Source organism: Scytonema sp. UIC 10036 (assembly GCF_009725235.1).
In genome coordinates, this window is record NZ_WJFC01000003.1 from 143538 (window position 1) to 162233 (window position 18696).

The 18696-nt window shown below is 39.6% G+C and carries 24 protein-coding genes; 10 read left to right on the plus strand and 14 right to left on the minus strand.

Annotation, left to right across the window (positions count from 1 at the left end; all coding sequences use genetic code 11):
• Window positions 1–18: 18 nt before the first annotated feature.
• From F7734_RS02870 to F7734_RS02880, 3 genes are all read right to left on the minus strand, one after another.
• Window positions 19–1161: an AAA family ATPase gene (locus tag F7734_RS02870; RefSeq protein ID WP_155743299.1), complete on the minus strand. Its 1143-nt coding sequence runs from the start codon at window positions 1159–1161 to the stop codon at window positions 19–21.
• Window positions 1158–1949: an RNA ligase family protein gene (locus tag F7734_RS02875; RefSeq protein WP_155743300.1), complete on the minus strand. Its 792-nt coding sequence runs from the start codon at window positions 1947–1949 to the stop codon at window positions 1158–1160. Before F7734_RS02875 ends, F7734_RS02870 begins: the two co-directional genes overlap by 4 nt.
• A 513-nt stretch (window positions 1950–2462) precedes the next feature.
• The gene (locus F7734_RS02880; protein ID WP_155743301.1) at window positions 2463–3221 is read right to left on the minus strand and encodes a metallophosphoesterase; all 759 of its coding nucleotides are present in this window, start codon (window positions 3219–3221) and stop codon (window positions 2463–2465) included.
• Window positions 3222–3475: 254 nt separating this feature from the next.
• Here F7734_RS02880 and F7734_RS02885 point away from each other — a divergent pair, with 254 nt between their 5' ends.
• Window positions 3476–4300 (plus strand): nucleotidyltransferase, encoded by an 825-nt coding sequence (locus F7734_RS02885; protein WP_155743302.1) that lies wholly within the window; start codon window positions 3476–3478, stop codon window positions 4298–4300.
• A 232-nt stretch (window positions 4301–4532) separates the two neighbouring features.
• Here F7734_RS02885 and F7734_RS02890 read toward each other — a convergent pair whose 3' ends face one another.
• Complete coding sequence (locus F7734_RS02890; protein ID WP_155743303.1) at window positions 4533–5150, minus strand: hypothetical protein; 618 nt, start codon at window positions 5148–5150, stop codon at window positions 4533–4535.
• A gap of 73 nt (window positions 5151–5223) precedes the next feature.
• On the minus strand, window positions 5224–5517 hold the full coding sequence (locus F7734_RS02895; protein WP_155743304.1) for a glutaredoxin family protein: 294 nt from the start codon (window positions 5515–5517) through the stop codon (window positions 5224–5226).
• Between the two features lie 229 nt (window positions 5518–5746).
• Between F7734_RS02895 and F7734_RS02900 the strand changes: the two genes are divergently transcribed.
• Window positions 5747–5893, plus strand: coding sequence for a hypothetical protein (locus F7734_RS02900; RefSeq protein ID WP_155743305.1), 147 nt, complete (start codon window positions 5747–5749; stop codon window positions 5891–5893).
• A 210-nt stretch (window positions 5894–6103) separates the two neighbouring features.
• On the opposite strand, the gene F7734_RS02905 is transcribed toward F7734_RS02900, so the two are convergent.
• The 4 genes from F7734_RS02905 to F7734_RS02920 all read right to left on the minus strand — a co-directional run bounded on the left by F7734_RS02905 (window position 6104) and on the right by F7734_RS02920 (window position 8823).
• Entirely contained in the window at window positions 6104–6370 is a 267-nt protein-coding gene (locus F7734_RS02905; protein WP_155743306.1) for a type II toxin-antitoxin system RelE/ParE family toxin, read from the minus strand.
• A gap of 3 nt (window positions 6371–6373) precedes the next feature.
• A complete protein-coding gene (locus tag F7734_RS02910) occupies window positions 6374–6613 on the minus strand; it encodes a hypothetical protein (RefSeq protein WP_017749546.1) in 240 nt (79 codons plus the stop codon).
• Window positions 6613–6843 carry a hypothetical protein gene (locus F7734_RS02915; protein WP_155743307.1) on the minus strand — a complete coding sequence of 77 codons (231 nt, stop codon included), beginning with the start codon at window positions 6841–6843 and terminating at the stop codon, window positions 6613–6615. Before F7734_RS02915 ends, F7734_RS02910 begins: the two co-directional genes overlap by 1 nt.
• Before the next feature lie 252 nt (window positions 6844–7095).
• Complete coding sequence (locus F7734_RS02920; protein WP_155743308.1) at window positions 7096–8823, minus strand: pentapeptide repeat-containing protein; 1728 nt, start codon at window positions 8821–8823, stop codon at window positions 7096–7098.
• Between the two features lie 440 nt (window positions 8824–9263).
• Here F7734_RS02920 and F7734_RS02925 point away from each other — a divergent pair, with 440 nt between their 5' ends.
• On the plus strand, window positions 9264–9911 hold the full coding sequence (locus tag F7734_RS02925) for a PEP-CTERM sorting domain-containing protein (protein ID WP_155743309.1): 648 nt from the start codon (window positions 9264–9266) through the stop codon (window positions 9909–9911).
• Between the two features lie 257 nt (window positions 9912–10168).
• Here F7734_RS02925 and F7734_RS02930 read toward each other — a convergent pair whose 3' ends face one another.
• Window positions 10169–10489: a hypothetical protein gene (locus F7734_RS02930; RefSeq protein ID WP_155743310.1), complete on the minus strand. Its 321-nt coding sequence runs from the start codon at window positions 10487–10489 to the stop codon at window positions 10169–10171.
• Window positions 10490–10647: 158 nt separating this feature from the next.
• On the opposite strand from F7734_RS02930, the gene F7734_RS02935 reads away from it, so the two are divergent.
• Complete coding sequence (locus F7734_RS02935) at window positions 10648–10866, plus strand: UPF0175 family protein (protein ID WP_155743311.1); 219 nt, start codon at window positions 10648–10650, stop codon at window positions 10864–10866.
• A 62-nt stretch (window positions 10867–10928) separates the two neighbouring features.
• Here the strand turns inward: F7734_RS02935 and F7734_RS65045 are convergent, their stop codons facing one another.
• A complete protein-coding gene (locus tag F7734_RS65045; protein WP_279239653.1) occupies window positions 10929–11057 on the minus strand; it encodes a hypothetical protein in 129 nt (42 codons plus the stop codon).
• Between the two features lie 1033 nt (window positions 11058–12090).
• The gene (locus F7734_RS02945; protein ID WP_155743312.1) at window positions 12091–12402 is read right to left on the minus strand and encodes a hypothetical protein; all 312 of its coding nucleotides are present in this window, start codon (window positions 12400–12402) and stop codon (window positions 12091–12093) included.
• A 127-nt stretch (window positions 12403–12529) separates the two neighbouring features.
• Here F7734_RS02945 and F7734_RS02950 point away from each other — a divergent pair, with 127 nt between their 5' ends.
• The 5 genes from F7734_RS02950 (at window position 12530) to F7734_RS63025 (ending at window position 15249) form a co-directional block, all read left to right on the plus strand.
• On the plus strand, window positions 12530–12916 hold the full coding sequence (locus tag F7734_RS02950; RefSeq protein WP_155743313.1) for a hypothetical protein: 387 nt from the start codon (window positions 12530–12532) through the stop codon (window positions 12914–12916).
• Between the two features lie 484 nt (window positions 12917–13400).
• Entirely contained in the window at window positions 13401–14519 is a 1119-nt protein-coding gene (locus tag F7734_RS02955) for an alpha/beta hydrolase (RefSeq protein ID WP_155743314.1), read from the plus strand.
• 153 nt (window positions 14520–14672) lie between these two features.
• Complete coding sequence (locus tag F7734_RS02960; RefSeq protein WP_155743315.1) at window positions 14673–14909, plus strand: UPF0175 family protein; 237 nt, start codon at window positions 14673–14675, stop codon at window positions 14907–14909.
• Between the two features lie 6 nt (window positions 14910–14915).
• On the plus strand, window positions 14916–15191 hold the full coding sequence (locus F7734_RS02965) for a hypothetical protein (RefSeq protein WP_243146643.1): 276 nt from the start codon (window positions 14916–14918) through the stop codon (window positions 15189–15191).
• Window positions 15151–15249, plus strand: a complete 99-nt coding sequence (locus F7734_RS63025) for a DUF3368 domain-containing protein (RefSeq protein ID WP_347566116.1) — start codon at window positions 15151–15153, stop codon at window positions 15247–15249. Before F7734_RS02965 ends, F7734_RS63025 begins: the two co-directional genes overlap by 41 nt.
• A gap of 190 nt (window positions 15250–15439) precedes the next feature.
• On the opposite strand, the gene F7734_RS02970 is transcribed toward F7734_RS63025, so the two are convergent.
• On the minus strand, window positions 15440–15820 hold the full coding sequence (locus tag F7734_RS02970) for a transposase (RefSeq protein WP_155743316.1): 381 nt from the start codon (window positions 15818–15820) through the stop codon (window positions 15440–15442).
• 575 nt (window positions 15821–16395) lie between these two features.
• Between F7734_RS02970 and F7734_RS02975 the strand changes: the two genes are divergently transcribed.
• Window positions 16396–16845 carry a hypothetical protein gene (locus F7734_RS02975; protein WP_155743317.1) on the plus strand — a complete coding sequence of 150 codons (450 nt, stop codon included), beginning with the start codon at window positions 16396–16398 and terminating at the stop codon, window positions 16843–16845.
• A gap of 208 nt (window positions 16846–17053) precedes the next feature.
• Here the strand turns inward: F7734_RS02975 and F7734_RS02980 are convergent, their stop codons facing one another.
• Window positions 17054–18511, minus strand: a complete 1458-nt coding sequence (locus F7734_RS02980; RefSeq protein ID WP_155743318.1) for a pentapeptide repeat-containing protein — start codon at window positions 18509–18511, stop codon at window positions 17054–17056.
• Window positions 18512–18696 lie beyond the last annotated feature (185 nt).

Genomic DNA, 18696 nt, shown 5'->3' on the forward strand with positions numbered 1-18696 from the left:
AGAGAGGGAGCGGTCAATTTATTGCGTTATCCAATCCACATGTTGCGCTTCGATAATATTGGGAACTTCCAAACGGTTCCTCATTCGGTAAAGCACTTTTTCAGGTACCATGGCGTCTCGCTCGCGATTTCTGTGCAACAACTCATCCCAAGGCGCTTCCAAGTAAACAATGCGAACCCTGGCTTGATAACTGGAAAACAGGCGAATTAACATCCCGCGTAACTGGCGGCTCAGGTTCGTTGCATTCCACACAAAAGATTGTTGCGATCGCAAATATTCTTTAGCAATGGCTTTTGCTTGATTGGTGACAATGCCTTGGTCATCATCTGGGTCAACACCCATTGTCTTTCGCAATTCATCCAAAGAAATAACCTCCCAGTCTGCCAAATTTTCCTGAATCCAAGTATCCTTACCAGAACCAGGCAATCCCGACATGAGAACAACCTGAAAGCGAGTGTCATCATAAGCATCATAATCTGGGTAGCTATTTTCTTTTTGAAAATAAACAAACCGACTGTGAGCCGATGGAAACAATCGCGGATGCTCCAAGCACATATTTTCCTGACAAAATTCGCGGAAAAACTCAATACGCTCAAATAACTGCACCTGGTCACTGCAGTAACGCCCCCGAACATCTGCTTCAGCAAGCATTGCCAACATATCGCAACGTATGATTTGACTGGCTTTGATAACAGACCGTTCTGGATTGGGCTTATCCCAAAACCACAAAGGCAAACTACCAAATTTTACCAAAGCAACAATTGCTTCCCGTTCTCTCAAAGGAACATTCAAATCCCAAAGAATTTCTTGTGCCATTTTTGCTCCTTGTAGGACATGACCTTTAGAGGAGATAGCACCATCTTCTTCTATTTGAGTGGCAACAGGTTTTGCAACATCATGTAGCAAAGCAGCAGCAAATAAGACCGAACGTTCGTTTGGAGGTAGCGAACGCCATTGAGGTAAGTCAACTAATGCTTCACAGACCAAACGTGTATGTATCAGAACATTACCTTCAGCATGGTAGCGGGGGTCTTGAGGACAGTCAGCCAAAGCACTGAGCCAGTCAAACTCAGATTCCAGCGCTGACCAATCGATTGACCAGTTCGTTTCATCAGGACAGTGAGGAAACGACCAAGATATTAAAGAAACAGAGGTATTCATGGTTGGAACAAATCGACATCAGGACGCAGAATATTAGGTATGATGGGGCGGTTGAGCCAATGACCATCCGATTGCTTGATAGTTGTTAAAAAGCTGGAACGAACGTACTTATAGCGAGCAGTCACCGTATCTCCCAGTTCAACCTTGATATACAAACCTTCCATAAGATTTGTTTGGTCAGTTTGTTTGAGAGAACGTTCCACATCCAGTCCCCTTTCCAGGCAAAGTTCCTGAAAGCGTTCTAAATGTTGGGGAGTTTGGTAATGAGAATTACCCAGCAATCCTATCAGTTGTTTGTAAGATAAGAGTTCCCCAGCAAACAGCACGGGTACCGAAACCAAAGGTAACCCAGCCAATAACTGCTTGCGGCTAGACGTACTGAGAAATTGTTGCTTTTCCAAATCCAGCACATCGTACTCAAGAAAGTAATGAGGCAAAGCGTCGTAAAACACAGTATGTTTGGCGTAAAGCCATTCGCCAAACAAAATATAGCGAGTTCCCAACACCTGCCAAAAAGCAACAGCATGGGTATTTGCCCACTGTTTGAACAAGTTAAAATGCTTTTCCCTCTGTCCCCCCGTGAGATAGTGTCCCCGACTTTGCAATTGGATTAGACCATCAGCACTGAAACTAATAGCAGCATTAGCCCCATCTACTTTTTCTTCGACGACTACATACTGGTGTTGTATGGCACAAAAGGGGATGCTATCGAGGTCTTCATCTCCTGGTTGCGATCGCGAACCCTCAATATGATGAGTACGCGGATATTTGTATATTTGTTTTTCCATTGCTTTACCTTGGCAACTGCGATTTCACAGCGAATAGAAGCGAACTTGCACGGAGAAAGCAACTCGATTTCATTCGAGAAGTGCTGCCATTCGCCCTTGAGGTGACTTGAAGTGAGATGTGAGATTACATACGCCGTAACCGCTAGTTTCCAAGAGTAGATATTTTTATATTGTTTACTTCACTAGCGCTGGGAGGTTTTTCGGATTTTACAGCAGTTTTCAGGTAAATAGACCACAGTCGTAGGGAAGCTCTTGCCTTGCGCCCCTACAAACGGTGTGGTTCATTTAGGTGAAAACTGAGGAAATTAATAGCTTTCTCACCTCTTACCTCTGTGTCCTCTGCGCCTCTGCGGTTAAATAAATTACTTTAAAACCGCAGAGGCACAGAGATCGCAGAGAAAAAAGATGAGAAATTGCCGACTGAATCAAAATTTTATGAGTCACCTTGACAGAGCAAGGATGCTTACCCCACAAGAGGCATCAGTATTGTGTTTATTTCAACATTAGTAACACTTAGGCATTAACAACCCCTGCATCAACTGCAAGTTCTAACAGGTGAAAAGGTGGTTGGTCGGGGAGCTTTTTCTTCAGAAGCGGCATGGATACGTTATACACCGGAATGTTACTTATAGTTCGCCCCTCTAAATGACCGTTATGAGCGTGACCGTGAAAAGCAGCAGTCACCGAATATCGGGTGAGTGGTTCCTCAAGACGACTCGAACCGAGAAATGGAAAAATTTCTGGCGGTTCACCCTCAACGGTAGCCTGGATTGGGGAATAGTGAAGTACAGCAATGCGGTGAGAAGTTTCTAATCTCGCTAATGCGGATTCTAGTTTTAAGGCTTCATCCACTGCCTCATGGACAAAGTGCTTGATGGCTTCTTCACCCCAAGCTCCTAACGCCTTAGAACCAAAGCCTCCAGCAAATCCCTTCACCCCAGCAAAACCAACACCCTTAACCTCACAAGCATCCCCATCAAGCACCCGCACACCTGCTTCAGTCAGAATTTGTTTGACCTCATCTTGCTTTCCAGATTCATAATCGTGATTGCCAAACACAGCAATAGTTGGAATTTTAGCAGATACTAGCTCCTTGACGAGGACGTAGGCTTCCTCGGGCTGCCCGTAGTCTGTTAAATCGCCGCATAGCAACAGCACGTCGGCAAGCTCGCTCGCTTGCTCAAACAGGGGTTGCAAGGCTCCCTGAGATGTCTTGGTACAATGGATATCTCCTACTGCTGCTATACGCACTACATCCTTCGTTGTCGCCATCAGTTTTTCCCCTTAAACTTAATTAGATCATGGCGCAGTTACTGGGTAGATTTTCATGCATCAATAGGAGCATTTATTTTGAAAATATATCAGTATTTTTACAGATTATTGCTTCGCTCTCCGGATTGAAGATTTATTTTGAGTTTTCAAAGACAATCGAGTTCTTAAGTACTTACTCACTTGTCCCCCTCATTTTTAGGTAGAAACCTAAAAACGAGGGGTTAAAAGAATCTGGGAAGTCAAATATAAAGAATATGCAAACTGAAACAATCACTCAAATTGAACTCGATCCACAAACTCGCGCTTTTTACTGTCAAGCACTTCAACTCCTAAATGAGTCTAAAGTGCCATTTCTGGTTGCAGGAGCATTTGCTTTTGAGCGCCACACCGGTATTGCACGTCCGACAAAGGATTTGGATATTTTCGTTCGCCCACAGGATAAAGAGCGAATTATGGAGGTTCTATCTGCGGCAAGTTGTGAGACTGAAGTGCATTCACAACACTGGTTAGCAAAAGCTTTCTGTGGTGAAAACTTTGTTGATATTATCTTTAACTCTGCTAATGGTATTACTGAAATTGATAATGGCTGGTTTCAGCGTGCTGTCAGCGTGGAAGTGCTGGGCATCCCCGTCCAAATTTGTTCGCCTGAAGACCTATTATGGTCAAAGTCCTTCATCATGGCTCGCGATCGCTATGACGGAGCAGATGTTGCCCACGTACTTCTCACTTGTGCTGAAGATTTAGATTGGTCATACCTGCTTCATTGCTTTGGCTCAGACTGGCGAGTTCTCTTCAGCCATTTGATTCTTTTTGGCTTTATCTACCCAGCAGAGCGATCGCGCATACCAAACTGGGTGATGCAAGAATTATCCAAGCGGTTGCAAGATGAAATTAACAATCCCCCCCCAAACGAAAAACTTTGTCAGGGGACACTACTCTCACCATTACAGTATCTCATTGATGTAGAACAGTGGGGATATAAAGATGCAAGACTTCAGCCTGCAGGGAATCTGACAGCAGAAGAAGTTTCTCAATGGACAACAACACTTACTGAAGAAATCAAAAGTAAATCTGATTGAGAAGGAATACATTTTTCAATTAATATCATGTCCGCTTATATACCCTGAGTAAAACTCACGCAAAGGCGCTAAGGCGCTAAGAAATTAAGAAAGTTTTCCGCATGGTTGTGCTACCGGAAATGATATATAAGGGGTTGGAAATGGCAAGCAAATTACCAACTCCTCAAAAACTGTCACCAAATTTTCTTAAGATAATTCTGGAGCAATTTCTCCAATTGCTGTACAGTACTGGTCACTGGTCACTGGTCACTGTTAATAACTCCAACACCTTAGAGCGTAACGGCTCGTCCTCTGGGAGTGCCATAAGTTCGTCAATCGCCTGCTGCCGAACTTTCCCCTTGCCCAAAATTCTTAACCAAAGTGTTTTTTCGGTTTCAGGTAACTCGTCAATTGCCACTATTGCTGACCGGAAAGATTTTGCTAAAAAGTATACCCCAGGTGACCATTGCCTCTTTTTAGGTCTCGCCCTAAATCCTTCGATCAATTCAGAAGAAGCCGTTGGTGTCAGAACCCACAGTCTGGGTAAATTGGTTTCTTCAACCTGTTGCTGGTTTTCGCTTGGCTGACGCTCAAATTTGTCAATCATTTTTAATAACTTCAGCAGAGAGTTAGAAACGTCCATCTCATCCGGTTCATCACGGAAAGTTTCAAAAATTGCAGCCTTAGCAGCAAATCGACCCAATAAGCCCAACTTTGTAACATCTGCTACAGGTGGTGATTCATGAGGTACAAACCAAACATCTATCTCCACATACTCTGATAATCGGCGAGCTATCTGTATCGAACCCAGAGGGTGCAATAACTCTTTGAAATAGCTTTTGACAAATCGATCGTAGGAAGAGCGTGTCATATCATGTCAGGATAAATACTTGTATTATATTTGTAGTTAAGATGCATGCGCTAAAGCGCAACTACGAACACTTCTAAAGATACTTCTGAAGCGTTTTTTCCAACTGCTGCACCGTCGCTCTAGGAGAAGGGCGAGGTAACGGCTCCTCCCTCCCCTCTTCCTCTGCGCCCTCTGCGCCTCTGCGGTTTACAAAAAAAAGTACTGGAACCTCGTATTGATACGCTTGAAACCAATCGTCACGAGTCGTAATATCCCGAATTTCCAATTCTAGAGAAGCAATACTTTGCTTCTCCACAATTTGTTCCAACTTTTCTTGCAAACCCTCACACAAATGACATCCCGGCTTGCTGTACAAAATTAATCGCATTGCCTCAATTGAATAACTTTACATAAATTTAATTTTATAATTTTAACCCTTACAAATTCTTTTTAACTTAAAACAATAGCTTTTTTATAATTTCAACCTTAAAAACACAGATTATATGAGTATTTGTACTTGATAATACTAACTAAAAAACAATCTTAGCAAAGATCAGTACTATATATGAATTTCAAATTCAGGAAGAATTTTGCGCGTAATCTTTAATTAAATATTTTTGCCTAGAATAGGAGTAATAGTCAAAGAAGTCATCGAACTTTTATCAGTTTATGATTGGGAGACTTTTCGTCAGGTACTAAAATTAGTTGCTCTTGATATTACCTCTAGAAGTTCAGAGGAATTGGCAGGTTGTACAGCTGTGTGATATTGTAACCACAGGGAGTACAACTGGTTACAGAAGCACAGTAGTTAGAGAAAAAGTGAACTAGGGAAGGATATCACGAGGCGATCGCGAAATACCAGCCAGCCTTGAAAATTACTTAAAGAGGGCTGAGAAAAAAAGAAGTAGAAATATTGGTGTATGTTGGAGCCTAAATGGACATACTTTTAGTTTTTATTTGCTTGATTTTATTTATCAACTTTTATTTTTATAGACTTCTCCCCGACCAGCCACTTTGATAACAGTAACTAACAATACATCGTCTTCTATTTCATAAACTACTCGATAACTTCCAATTTTAATTCGGTAGGTATTTTCTTCGCCTTTCAACTTTTTCATCCCACTAGGGCGAGGTTCTGTGGCTAAAGCATCTATTTTTGGCTGTATACGGTCTTGCAAGTCTTGAGGTAATTTCTGAAACATCTTTCTTGCACTAGGAGAGAATTCAACTGTGTAAGTCATCAATTAAGCCACGTCTTGTTTTCTCTCTTCAGCAATTTCTTTTTTAATTTCTTCCCAAGAGAATGTACCGTGTAAGCGGATCTCTTCTCTGGCTTCTTTAACAGATTTTAAATCCTCTTCATCCTCTTCATCTTCAATGTTTTGTAAGAGTGCGAGTATTTCATCTAAGGTACAGTCATAAGCTTGATTTAGCAGTACGTTGATAGCTTTGATTATTTCTTGTCTTTCGTGTTCTGTTTTCATTATTTAATCTCCTTACTTTTTCTATCTCCTCCTCTAGTTTCACCTAAAGGTTGTTCATTTGCATCAATGATACCCATAGCTTTCAGAGAATTAAATAAATAATCTTCTAACCAGCTATTAGCTGACATATTATTTTTTGTCGCGTGTTCGGTTATTTTCTCAATAATTAAAGAATCTAGTCTGTATGTAGCGTTTTTCCGCTTTCTCATTTCTTCTAGCAGTAAGTACATATGTCCTTACCTTTATTATCAAACTACTTGTACATAGTTTAAAGCCTCCAGAATCAATGTACAAGTACTTTAACATAAGTTTTTCTTGATGTCTAAGTTTCTTATCATCGGGTTTTCCCATACCAAAGTACTTGTACTTTGGTAAATGTGAAGGGTGATGCTAAGATACTCATTCTTGAGTGTCAGCGATCGCTTTGCTTCCTAGGGGGCTATCTGTAGTTCAATCAATCACCCCCCTGAACGGTTACATAATTACAACCCTGCAATCAGTTGTTGCACCCTCTCTATACCACTAGCGTCATTGCGCTGATTGTAGATTTTTGCAGCCTGCTGAAAAGCTTCCTTGGCTTCAGATGCTTTTTTCAAAGCTAACAGGGAATTCCCCTTGTTTTCATACGCTTCTGCGTACTTGGGATTGCGTTCGATCGCCCGATCGCAATCCTTAATTGCATCATCATACTTCTTGCGAGCAAAGCGGGCAACACTTCGTTGATAATACGCTTCAGTATAATCACTATCTAGCTCGATCGCCCTATCAAAATCTTTGGTTGCGTCCTTGTAATCTTCCAAAGCTTGGCGGCTCAGCCCGCGATTGAAATACGCCCAAGCCCAATTGTTAGAATTATCAATAGCTTTGTCAAAATCTTTAATTGCTGCGGTGTAGTTTTTCAGGGCATACTGAGCCACACCTCTGTTATTGTATGCCTCAGATAATTTAGGATTGAGGCGAATAGCCTCAGAAGCATCCGCAATCACCGCCGCATAGTCTTTCTGAATGCGGTAAATAGTTGCTCGCCCGCTATATGCCTCGGCATATTTAGGGTTTAAAGCGATCGCTTTGTTAAAATCAGCTAAAGCAGCTGGGTAGTCTTTTTGGTCGAGGCGCGTCAATCCCCGGCTGTTGTATGCTCTAGCATACTTGGGGTCAACTTCTATGGCTTTATTGTAATCGGCGATCGCACCTTCATTGTCTGCCAAACGACTCTTAGCAAGACCGCGACTGGTGTAAGCTTCCGCAAACTTGGGATTGACTTCAATTGCACGATTGTAGTAAGCGATCGCATTCTTATAATCGCTCTTTTTATAACGATTATCCCCCCATCGGGTATAATCAGGAGCCTCAGCAATAAAACCATCACTTGGTAACTGAGCGCTGTCTAAATTAGCACCTCTAAAATCCGCGTCAAGCAGAGTTGCACCCCTAAAATTCACCCCCGCCAGTTGTGCGCCACTCAAGTCAGAGTTATCAAGATTGGCATACTGCAAGTTACTTCCTTGCAAGTTGGCATTACTCAAATCCGCACGGCGGAAGTTGGCATAAGTAAGATTAGCATTTTTCAACTGTACGCCTCTCAAGTTAACACTCTCCAAGTTAGCTCGATTGAGGTTAACACCATTGAGAGACACGCCAATAAGATTCACATTCCTTAAATCTACGCCACTCAAGTTCACCCCATCAAAACTAACCCCATTGAGGTTGACATTATCCAACCGCACGCCCCGAAGATCCGCATTAGTGAGAGTCACTCCACTAAGATTGACACCACGGAGATCAGCATTACTTAAATTTGTATTGCTTAAATCGGCATTTCTAAGATCTGCACCACTTAAGTTAGCACCACTAAGATCGGCATTACTTAAATTAGCTCCACTCAAGTCAGTGCGAGAGAGATTTGCACGGGATAACTGTGTACTTTTTAACTCAGTATATCTCAAATCGGCACCACTTAAGTCTGTACCGCTTAAGTCTGCACTTGTTAAATTAGCATCATAGAGGTCAGCACGAACGAGATTTTTACGGCTGAAGTTAGTGTAGCTAAGATCGCATTTAGAACATCTGTTAGTTTCCGTTAGCTGTTTAACGTGTTCTGGTTTTTCAGCATAACTCGGAAGCGCTACTAATATTGGGGCAAAGAACGCGATAGTAGCAAAGAATTTTTTAATACTTCTTCTATAGGAGGGAGTCGTTGATGTAAACATTACCATGACTTGCGCTTAACCAGGATGGTACCTGACTGACTTAGCCAGATACCGATGTATATCAAAAGCTATTTCCCATAACAGATGCTTCTCGAGATAAGTTTGTTCCTATAGTAGCGATCGCCCTTCAGAAAAACTTTGCGATAGTGGATTTTGTAACTGGCTGATGCTTCACGATATCGCAGACGGCTTGAAGCGCTGACTCACAGGTAAGCTGCGAACACTGCTCTAAAGATACATCAAACGGATCGACAATTTTTTCATTGTTGCTGCAATTTCATGTACTGTATACTGTTCTCGACAGGCAACAAGTAATATATTTTACATAAAAATTCACTTGAAGATGAAGTGACTCATGCTGCTTTCAAAAAGTGTATGAGACCAAAAATCTGCAAGATGACCAGAGAAAGCTTGATTTTTAATATAGGTAATATTCAGCAATGCTAACGGTACTTCGCTCTTACGCTGCATGGCTTGTTCCTGCAGCTTTGACTTTACTCAGTTTTGGCTCGGGGAACGAGAAGGCGATCGCACAGACTCTCTTCCCATTTAGTGGTAATTACGACGTAACAATCGCTGTTGAGCCGATTAACGAGAAATTTTCACGAGCAATTGAACGGGCGGTAAGTACAGATGCACCATATGGACTCACCGAATATAACGGTTTAGTTTACGCCCTAACTGACTTCTCTACTGGCTTGTTCACCTTTAACACCGATCCAACAGCGATCGGCTTAGAGGGCTTCCCAGAAGGCTTTATTGAATTTAGTGGTAGCGGTGCTAACAAGGTATCTGGAACCGCTAGTGCTACCGCTTTAATTGACTTTGTAAACCTCAGAGGGTCAGGCTCTGGTTCTTTAATTATCACTGGCGGGGAGGGTATATTCAGCGGTGCTACTGGCATACTAGACTTTTTTGAGAACGACACAATCAGTCCAAATCCAAACGATCCCATAAGAGGACAGGCGTTAGTGACTGGTACTATTAAAGTTGTTCCAGAACCGGAAACCGGAGTAGGGACACTAGTTGGTATTGGCTTAATTGGAGCTGGTTTTACGTTGCGCCGACGTTACCTTCGCTCTACTTAATCTCATCAATTAATCTCTCTTTGCCAGAGAAGGTCTGCTACTCGTGTTATTCCTGCTTTAAGATGACGGCTCACTTGTGACACGCACTGATATTTTTGTTTAGTGAAGACAAGCATGGGGAGTCATATTATTTTTATTTTGAACCGCAGATGAACGCAGATGAACGCGGATTTTTTTGGAACAATTATCTGCGTCCGTCTGCGTGCATCTGCGGTTTTAAATATTATAAATTAATAGCATTTTACGAAGAATAAATTTTAGAACTGTTTCTTGTCGCGAGATGATATCTGCTTTTCCTTCCATTGTTTTTGGATGCGATCGCGTTGTTTTTGTTGTTCTAATCTTTGTTGTAGTAATGTCTGTCTTTCTTTATTTAAAGCAGCGAGGGTTGCTTTTCCCTTGGCGGATGCTTGGCGGATGCTTTCCATTGCTACGGTGACACTTGCGTCGCTGGGGTTGATTGCCGTTTCAGCGCGTTGTAAATTAAGTTGAGCAACTTTCAATGCCTGTTGTTTTTCTTCTAAGAGATTTTTAGCAGAAATTTTTGCTTTGTCCTCCTTGTCCCCCTTGTCTCCCATGTCTACCCAATCCTCAATCCCTTAAAATCTTGCTACCATTTTCTGCTCTTAGACAAGCGGATGAATGCGGATAGCTCTGTACCTGATTCAATTGTAATCTGCTATGGTTAGTAGTCGTGCTCTACCCTGGTATAAAAGTAAAGTTAAGAGATAAAGACATGAATCAACTAAAAGTAGAACTCCCCTCAAATATTTCTATTGAGGAAGCACGGTTGCTTCTATCTGTGAAACTGTTTGAAACAGAAAAACTGTCGCTAGGACAAGCAGCAAAGTTAGCAGGTTATAGTAAGCGCACATTTATTGAGTTGCTTGGCAAAATGGGTGTTCCAGTCATCAATTACCCTGCTGAAGAGTTAGAACAGGAGATTAACCTTTGAACGATCGAGCAGTTACTAATAGCACTTGTTTAATAGGCTTGGAGCGCATCGGACGATTAGACTTACTCCCTAGAAACAGTTGCTAGTTTTTGTTCGGAGAATCCAGTCTTGAATAAATAGTTTAATTTGATACCACTAATCATAGTAATACTGAGAACCTCAGCGATCGTTTCTTCTTGTTCAATGGACAAATCTACTAAGAATTGGATTGCATCATAGGATTAGACATGGTTGTAACCTCAATTGAATGTATTTTGTGTTTGGTTTTCAGTGTTAGTCAGTCAACGTTGCTATTGGTGTTTGTTGCTTGTTGCTTCCCAACTGTTTGTAGTTTGTCCCACTGTTTTGCTCAGTTACCATGTCAATTACTGTTCAATCTCCGCCCAATTTTTGCTCAAGTTGAATCTAGGAGTAGACAAAGGAAAAATTTTTACCTTGTCCTCCTTGTCTACCTTGTCTCCCTTGTCCCAATCCCCAATATCTTAAATTTTGTTACCAAATTTAAAAACCCCTCTCATATTTTGGAGGGGTTTTTATAAAGTTTTTTTATTAAATTTAAAATTTTTGCCCTAGAAGAGGCTCATGATGGTAATGATTCCAGCACTTGTCAGCACAACCAAAGCTCCCATTGCAACTGATACACCGATTGGATTTGGAGTATTTGAACCGTTCATTTTTTTAAACCTCTGCTTCTAAGGTATGTTTTTTAAAGATATCAGTACCGCCATATAGTTCAATCAAATCATGGTAAAACTTAAAAAAGCTTTACTTAGCTTAACAAAGTCAATAGTGTTTGCTAATTTGAAAAAAAGCAGAGTACAGAGAGAAGTTGCCAAGAGAGTTTCCCTCCAAGCACACTTTGGTGAAGCAAAAGGTATACTGATTTTTTCATCCCCAAGCTAAACACTGAGATTTTCAGTAGAATCAGTAGAATTTACAGTAGAAAAATTTAAATAATGGGTTAAATTTTCAATCAAGGTTAATTTCTGCCGATCGCTTATGCCAATTGTCTAAGTAAGTCAGCGAGAAAAAAACAACCTAAGTAACGAAAAGTAAAATCTCTATATTTGGCTTGTAGTTGCGCTGTTTATGCCTGCGGCACGCAAAGGCGGCGAACGCATGCACCGCGACTACGAACCAGTAACGATGATTTGCGCCGACTTACTTAAATTAACGCTAGACTGACCGCTTTGATAATTAGCCACTCTGATATGACCTCATCTACTAGTCATTTAAATCCATGGCACTCATAAACGTAAAAAATAATACTTTTTCTTGTGTATGCTTTTGTTTATTTTGGTGCTTTTTAATAAGTTTAACTATTGGATTTTTCACACGGAACTCCCTCAATAATTTAGTTGGTTTTGAATTTCTATCACTTGCAATCAATTTAGTAATAACCAGTTTAATACCTAAAAAACTTGCATGGAATGGGATTCTGGCTGGTGCAGGAGTTCTTTCTGGAGTTGGCGGTACTTTATGTTTAACTTCTATTTTAAATCCCTCTTTCTTAATCTTAGGTCTATCTGTTAGCATAATTTTTTATATTTTTGCTCGTAAACTGACAAATTTTTATATTCAGAATAAAGTGAATTTTCTAGGAGTGAAACCTTACAGAATTGGTTGCTACTTGATATGTGTACTTCTTAGTATAGAAATTATAATGTCTCTTATTCTTTTAAGTAGTATGTTTAATACATTGATAATAGGAGCTTTTATTGTCCTTGCCATCAGTTTACCGATATCTATTATATTTCTTATAAAAACTGGTATTTTTCAAGAAGCACAAGATAAGATTATAGTTATTTCTGGAATGCTAAATGGAATTTGGTTAGTCAGTACCGCCCAAGTGGAAATGGGAACATTAGAAGCAACTCATTCTCTCTTTTTCAGCTTCATAATTATGATTTGGTCAGTGGCTGGTAGCACTGCTCTCCTATTGCAGAATTTTCAGTATAAAAATGGTAAATTACAAGCACGTTTAGCGACTGCTGTGACTGCATCTTTAGGTATTGTAGTGGGAATATTACCTTATTTATTCTTCAAATAATATTAAGTTTTATATGCGAAATTGAGCGCCTATTATAAGGGTTGAATTTATGGGAATACTACTACTACAGTCCTCAAGAATTAAATAGAGGATGGCGTACACAGTTACCTTCCTGTGGGAGAGTGGTGATGAGTAGAACTGTATGGATTATACTGGGAATATCATCAAAGTCATCCTATTACGTTACGAATCATCGGTGCAATCGGTGTTGTGTCGTGTGTTTTCTCGATATATAGTAGTTTTCAAGAGCGCAACCTCAACTGGATAGGAGTCACTTCGCGTTTGGCAATAGTTTTGGGTTTTTGGTTACCTGGTTCTATTTATCTTTTGCTAAAAGGCAGAATGACGAACCAGTAAACAACGCGATTCATTAAATTGCGATCGCCCTAAGAACAGCTTATAAATCATTCTGGCGATGGAAAATTAAATGATTGCCACTATGGTATGAACCTAAAAGATAACGCAGCTCGTAAGGTTTAGGCTCATGGTGTTCATGCCTCTCAATTTCCTGCTCCTATGGTTAGTTGAACTGCTATCGATTGGGGTTCTCGCTGGGGGAATCTACATTCTTTATGAGTGGTATGAACGAGAATTGGTGGGAACTTCATACTTAGTGGCAGGGCTGGCAATGGTTTTGTGGTCTTTTGGCGGTCGTTTTATCGGTTTGCCTCTACTACGTCGTCGTGGAGTAGAAGAACCAAAATTTATCCGCAGCCAAACCGTTAAGCGTGTGTCACGACCGGATGGTAGCGTATTGCAAGTGGAGTTTTATGGAGATGAAGATGCGCCACCGATTATTCTCTCACACGGTTGGGGACCGAACAGTACTGTGTGGTACTATGCTAAACGACAACTGAGCGATCGCTTCCGAGTGATTGTTTGGGACTTGCCTGGGTTGGGAAAATCCGCTAGACCAAAAAATAACGATTACTCCCTTGAGAAATATGCCCGCGATTTAGAAGCTGTTGTTGCCATAGCAGGGGATAAGCCAGTTATCTTGCTGGGACACAGTATGGGTGGCATGATTAACCTAACATTCTGTAGGTTGTTTCCAGAGCATTTGGGGCGAAAGGTAGCTGGCTTAGTCCTTGTAGATACTACCTACACCAATCCAGTCAAGACTTGTATTTTTAGCGGTTTGATACGTAAATTGCAAAAGCCACTACTTGAACCTCTGTTGTACCTCACGATCGTGCTGTCACCGATTCTATGGTTGATGACTTGGCTTTCATATCTCAATGGTTTGCTGTATATTAGCGTGGAATTATCTGGATTTACAGGTACAGAAACACGCGGTCAACTCAATTTTGCAGCGATACTATCAGCATTAGGTTCGCCTGGAGTTCTAGCTCGTGGTACATTGGCAATGTTTAAATATGAGGAAACAGAGACACTGGCGAAAATTAACGTTCCTGTTTTGGTTGTTTGTGGCGCAACAGATATAGCAACTAAACCCGTAGCAAGCGATCGCATGGAAGCCGAATTACCTCGTGCTGAAAAAGTCACTATCAAACCAGGCGGACACATGGCATTAATGGAGCAAAACCAGTACTTTGCCGAAGCTGTCAGCAAGTTTTGTACTGCCTGTTCCCTCAAACTGTAGTAAGCGCATTCACTTATTCACAACACTTTGCGATCGTTTGAGCTTTAACTTTATCCAAAGGAAAATTCTGTGGATATGTTAAAAACATCAACATAATATCCTATTTTAATCAGCTATCCTAGTATTTAGAATTTTTCATTAATCCCAAAAGGTATGAGTATTATCATTCCAGATGAAGTATTGCAAACAACCCAAATGTCTGAGTCTGAGTTATTAACTGAAATTGCAGTTATGCTGTTTCAAAAGGAAAAATTTACTTTAGGTCAAGCAAGCCGTTTTGCGAAAATGAATCAACTCCAGTTTCAACGCTTACTTGCAAGTCGCCAAATTCCTCTTCATTACGATATTAGCGAGCTCAGAGAGGATGTAAAAAGTCACCGAAGCAAATAATTGGCGATGATTGTAGTTAGTGACACCTCACCTATTAGTAATTTGGCTGCTATCGGTCAATTAGAATTATTGCAACAACTTTACAGCACTGTAATTATACCAACAGCAGTTTATCGGGAACTTCTTAATTCTGGTGAGACAGACCCTGCTGTTTTGGCGATTCAGTCTGTCAACTGGATTGAAACTCGTTCTGTTGCCAATATTACTTTGCTTCAAACTTTACAAAAAAATTTAGATATTGGTGAAGTTGATACAGCCATTATTAGACGATTTAATTGCTAACGGCTTCTGGATTCGTGAACAATTGTACGCAGAAGCTCTTAAATTAGCCGGAGAGTAAAGCCGATCGCTCCTATGTTGGTGAAAAGAATGCGATCGGCTCCATGTCCAGGACGCTTGTTTGTTCCTCTTCTACTTTCAGATAAGCGTGCTTTTGCCTTCTAGCTAAATCAGCTAAATATCCAAGATGGTATATGTGAAATCTACCCCCCTGAAATTAGCTATTTTCTGAATTTAGGCTTTTATCAAAGTTAATCAATATCGCAATCTAAGAGTTTCTGAAGTAACTCTGGTTCCTCAGACATTGCTTTACAGATACGGGTAATCATGTAAGAAGCTGTATTTTTATTGACTTGAATTTTAGCAGCTAGTTCAAGAACAGTAATATTTTTTTGAGACTTGAGAACTAAGCTAATAGCAGTAAACCACTTAGATAAATCCACATGAGTCTTGTGAAACAATGTATTCACAGTAACGCTGTAAGAATTAAAACAGCTATTACAATGGTACCTGTTTTCTTTCTTAATTTTGGTGGAATTAGTAGAACCACAATAGGGACATATTGGCACTCCATCCCAACGAATTTTTTCTAAAAGTTCAATGCATTGCTTTTGTGTCTTCTTTTGTAGCATGAGATACAACCTGACATCTTGTTTCCGCAAATGCGTGTAACACAGATGACAAGTTTTTGCTTGATAAAAACTCAGCACAAGACAGAAAAGACCAAATTTACATAAGACTTATTTCCTTCCTAGTTTATGGAAGTGACTTTAGATGCGTCAAAATATAGAATTTTATCAGAAATAGTTTTACTCAGCTAATTGTTTCTTCTCAAGCCTTTTAAAATTATGCAAAAGCAAAAAGAACAGTTTAATTGCACGAATTCTATTTTAGCTACTTAATAGCTATAGGAATGTATTGAATTTGTTATCATAAACGTTTTCAATCTCAAGTTAAGTTAGTTTTAATACACATAATATGTAAATAAAAAAGTGCATTAGAACAAATAAATAACCGAAAGAGTATGGTAAATTTAATACTAGCTTCACCAATCAGCTATTTCTGGACATTGATTTATTACGTGTAAATCATTTAATAATAGATATTTTAAATACAATCGATTGACGGAAATGATGTCAGTCAATCGGCTGATTTTAGTTCAGGTAATTTTTGATTTTTTCATTTCAACTTTATTGATGTTAAAGAGATGACAACTAAGTATTTAGAGATTCTAAAACAATTAAAAAATTCTGTTAGTGAGCTTATAAATGAAGCAGAAAACCATAAAAGAAATGCAGCTAAGGCAAAAGAGTTAGCTGACAAATCTTACAAAGAGGCTTTAACTTTGGAGAAGATGGGCGAAAAAAGTAAAGCTCAAAAATGCCTCAATTTACAACAGCAATGTATTGACCAACAGAAAAGCGCAATAGAAAATTTTAAGAAGAAAGAAGAATTAGCAAAAAAAAGGGATGATCTAGCCAAAAATATTGAAAGGAAACGTTCAGAGATCGTAAATGATATAGATAAGTTAGAAGATTTTCTACGAAAAGGGTGTGATAAAAATGACTGTCCTGAAATTCGACAATTACTAATCCAGAATAGTTTAATTGAAGAATTTCAGAGGTATCAAGAATTGTTAAAATTTTGTCAGGAATGAAAGGGAACGGGGAACGGGGAACAGGGAACAGTGAAACGCACGTCCCCCACAAGGGGCAGGGTTTCCTCCTTCCAAAGGATACAAGGAATTTTTCGCCTACGAAGGCCGAGGTTTAAAACCTTGCTTCGGGTCTAGTTTTTTCCCTATTCCGCGTTCCCCGTTCCCTGTTCCCGCCTCCAAGGGACTTAATAAAACTGCCTCATATAGTTTATTGATTCTCGGTCTCTAGATTTTCGCTATTATTCTTCTTTTTTTTCGCTATATATCTAGTTATCTCTTCAAGCTCCCTTTCTAGAAAATTCAAGTTTTCTTCCTCTTCTTTTGCTTTATTATCGATAGTTTCTTCTGATGATATTTCTTGTGAAGCAGAATCGAATAAAGCTTCTAATTCATTTAATTTGCTTTTCAAACTTATTATTGCATTAATGACATGGTTCTTCTCATCAGAATCTTGGCTTGTATTTTCTGTAGATTCCGCAAGAATCAAATCTAATAGATGCGAGAATTTTGATAATGTTAAATCTGTGGGGTTACTGTTATGACTTGATAGTGTTTCTTTATACTCTTTATCTAATTGAAAATTTTCTTTTGGATACTTATTCAAAAAACTTTGTGAATATAATGCTTTTTTGTAATTAGCAGCTTGACAAATAATTTTTATGTCTAATTCATCATAACCTGTTTTCGCACCGCCAAAATGAGCGCCCTCGATATTAGCATTTCTAAAATCGGCATTAAGAATATTCGCTTTCCTAAAGAAAGCATGGCTTAAATCAGTGTTTTTCCCGTTAAATTCCCCGAATTTTGTATAGTATAATGTAGTTTTATTTAATTTAGCCCTACGCAATTTTGCACCTTGCAATTTTGTTGTAATTTCTATTTCTTGCTCGTTTGTATTACGTTTATATAATCGCTGTAAATTTGCACCTGTAAGATTAGCTTCAATTAAATTAGCACCTCTCAAATCTGCTCCTTGTAAATTTGCTCCAGCAAAATTAGCACCTCTGAGATTTGCTCCTTGAAAATTAGCTTCTTCTAAGATGGCATTTTTAAAACTTGCTCTTGTTAAATCAGCACCACTTAAGTCTATTCCTCGTAAGTCTGCGCCATCTGCATCCAGTCCTGTAATATCTGCACCTTCTTCATACAAATCCTCAATTGCTTGTTTTCTTGCGCCACTTGTTTCTGAACCTTGGGCACCATCAATTAACTGCCAAGCTTGACGTTCTAATTGTTTCTTTCTGTCAAAAGTATCCCAGAAATATAAAATCGCTGCGGAAAGCACTCCAATATTTTGAACTTGTCCTAATAACTTAGAATCGGACAGAGGACAAATAAGCCAAGTTAAGATATTAAATTTATATTTGCATTTTTTATTTTCTTCGTTTCTGGCTTCATTTTGATTGTATGCTTCAATAAATTCAATTATTTGAGGATTTTTAGCCTTGCTGTTAGCCGGATTTGCCGACTGCGGTTTCTCATCTTTCAGAATATTTTCCAAATAAGCTATACCGCCAACAATGAAAAACGTTATTCCCAGTGTTACAGCTACTTGACGGCGGCTTTTCCTATTACTAGGGGATGGCTTTTTCTTTGTATTTTGATTTTTTTTAGTGAAAAATTTAAAAAATGAAGTATACCAAGAAGTATGAAGTGGTGCAGCCATCTACCCTTGCTCCCTGTCTGAAACTATACTTATTGTAAATTAAACAAGAATTTATCTCTTGATGCAAGTAAAATTTATTGTTGGCTGTTAGTCCTACCTAATAGGTATTGACTGTCGGTTCGCTGATTTTTAGAAGACAAGAGGAATTAATGTTTTGAGGGGAGAGGAATAGGAAGATTGTACCA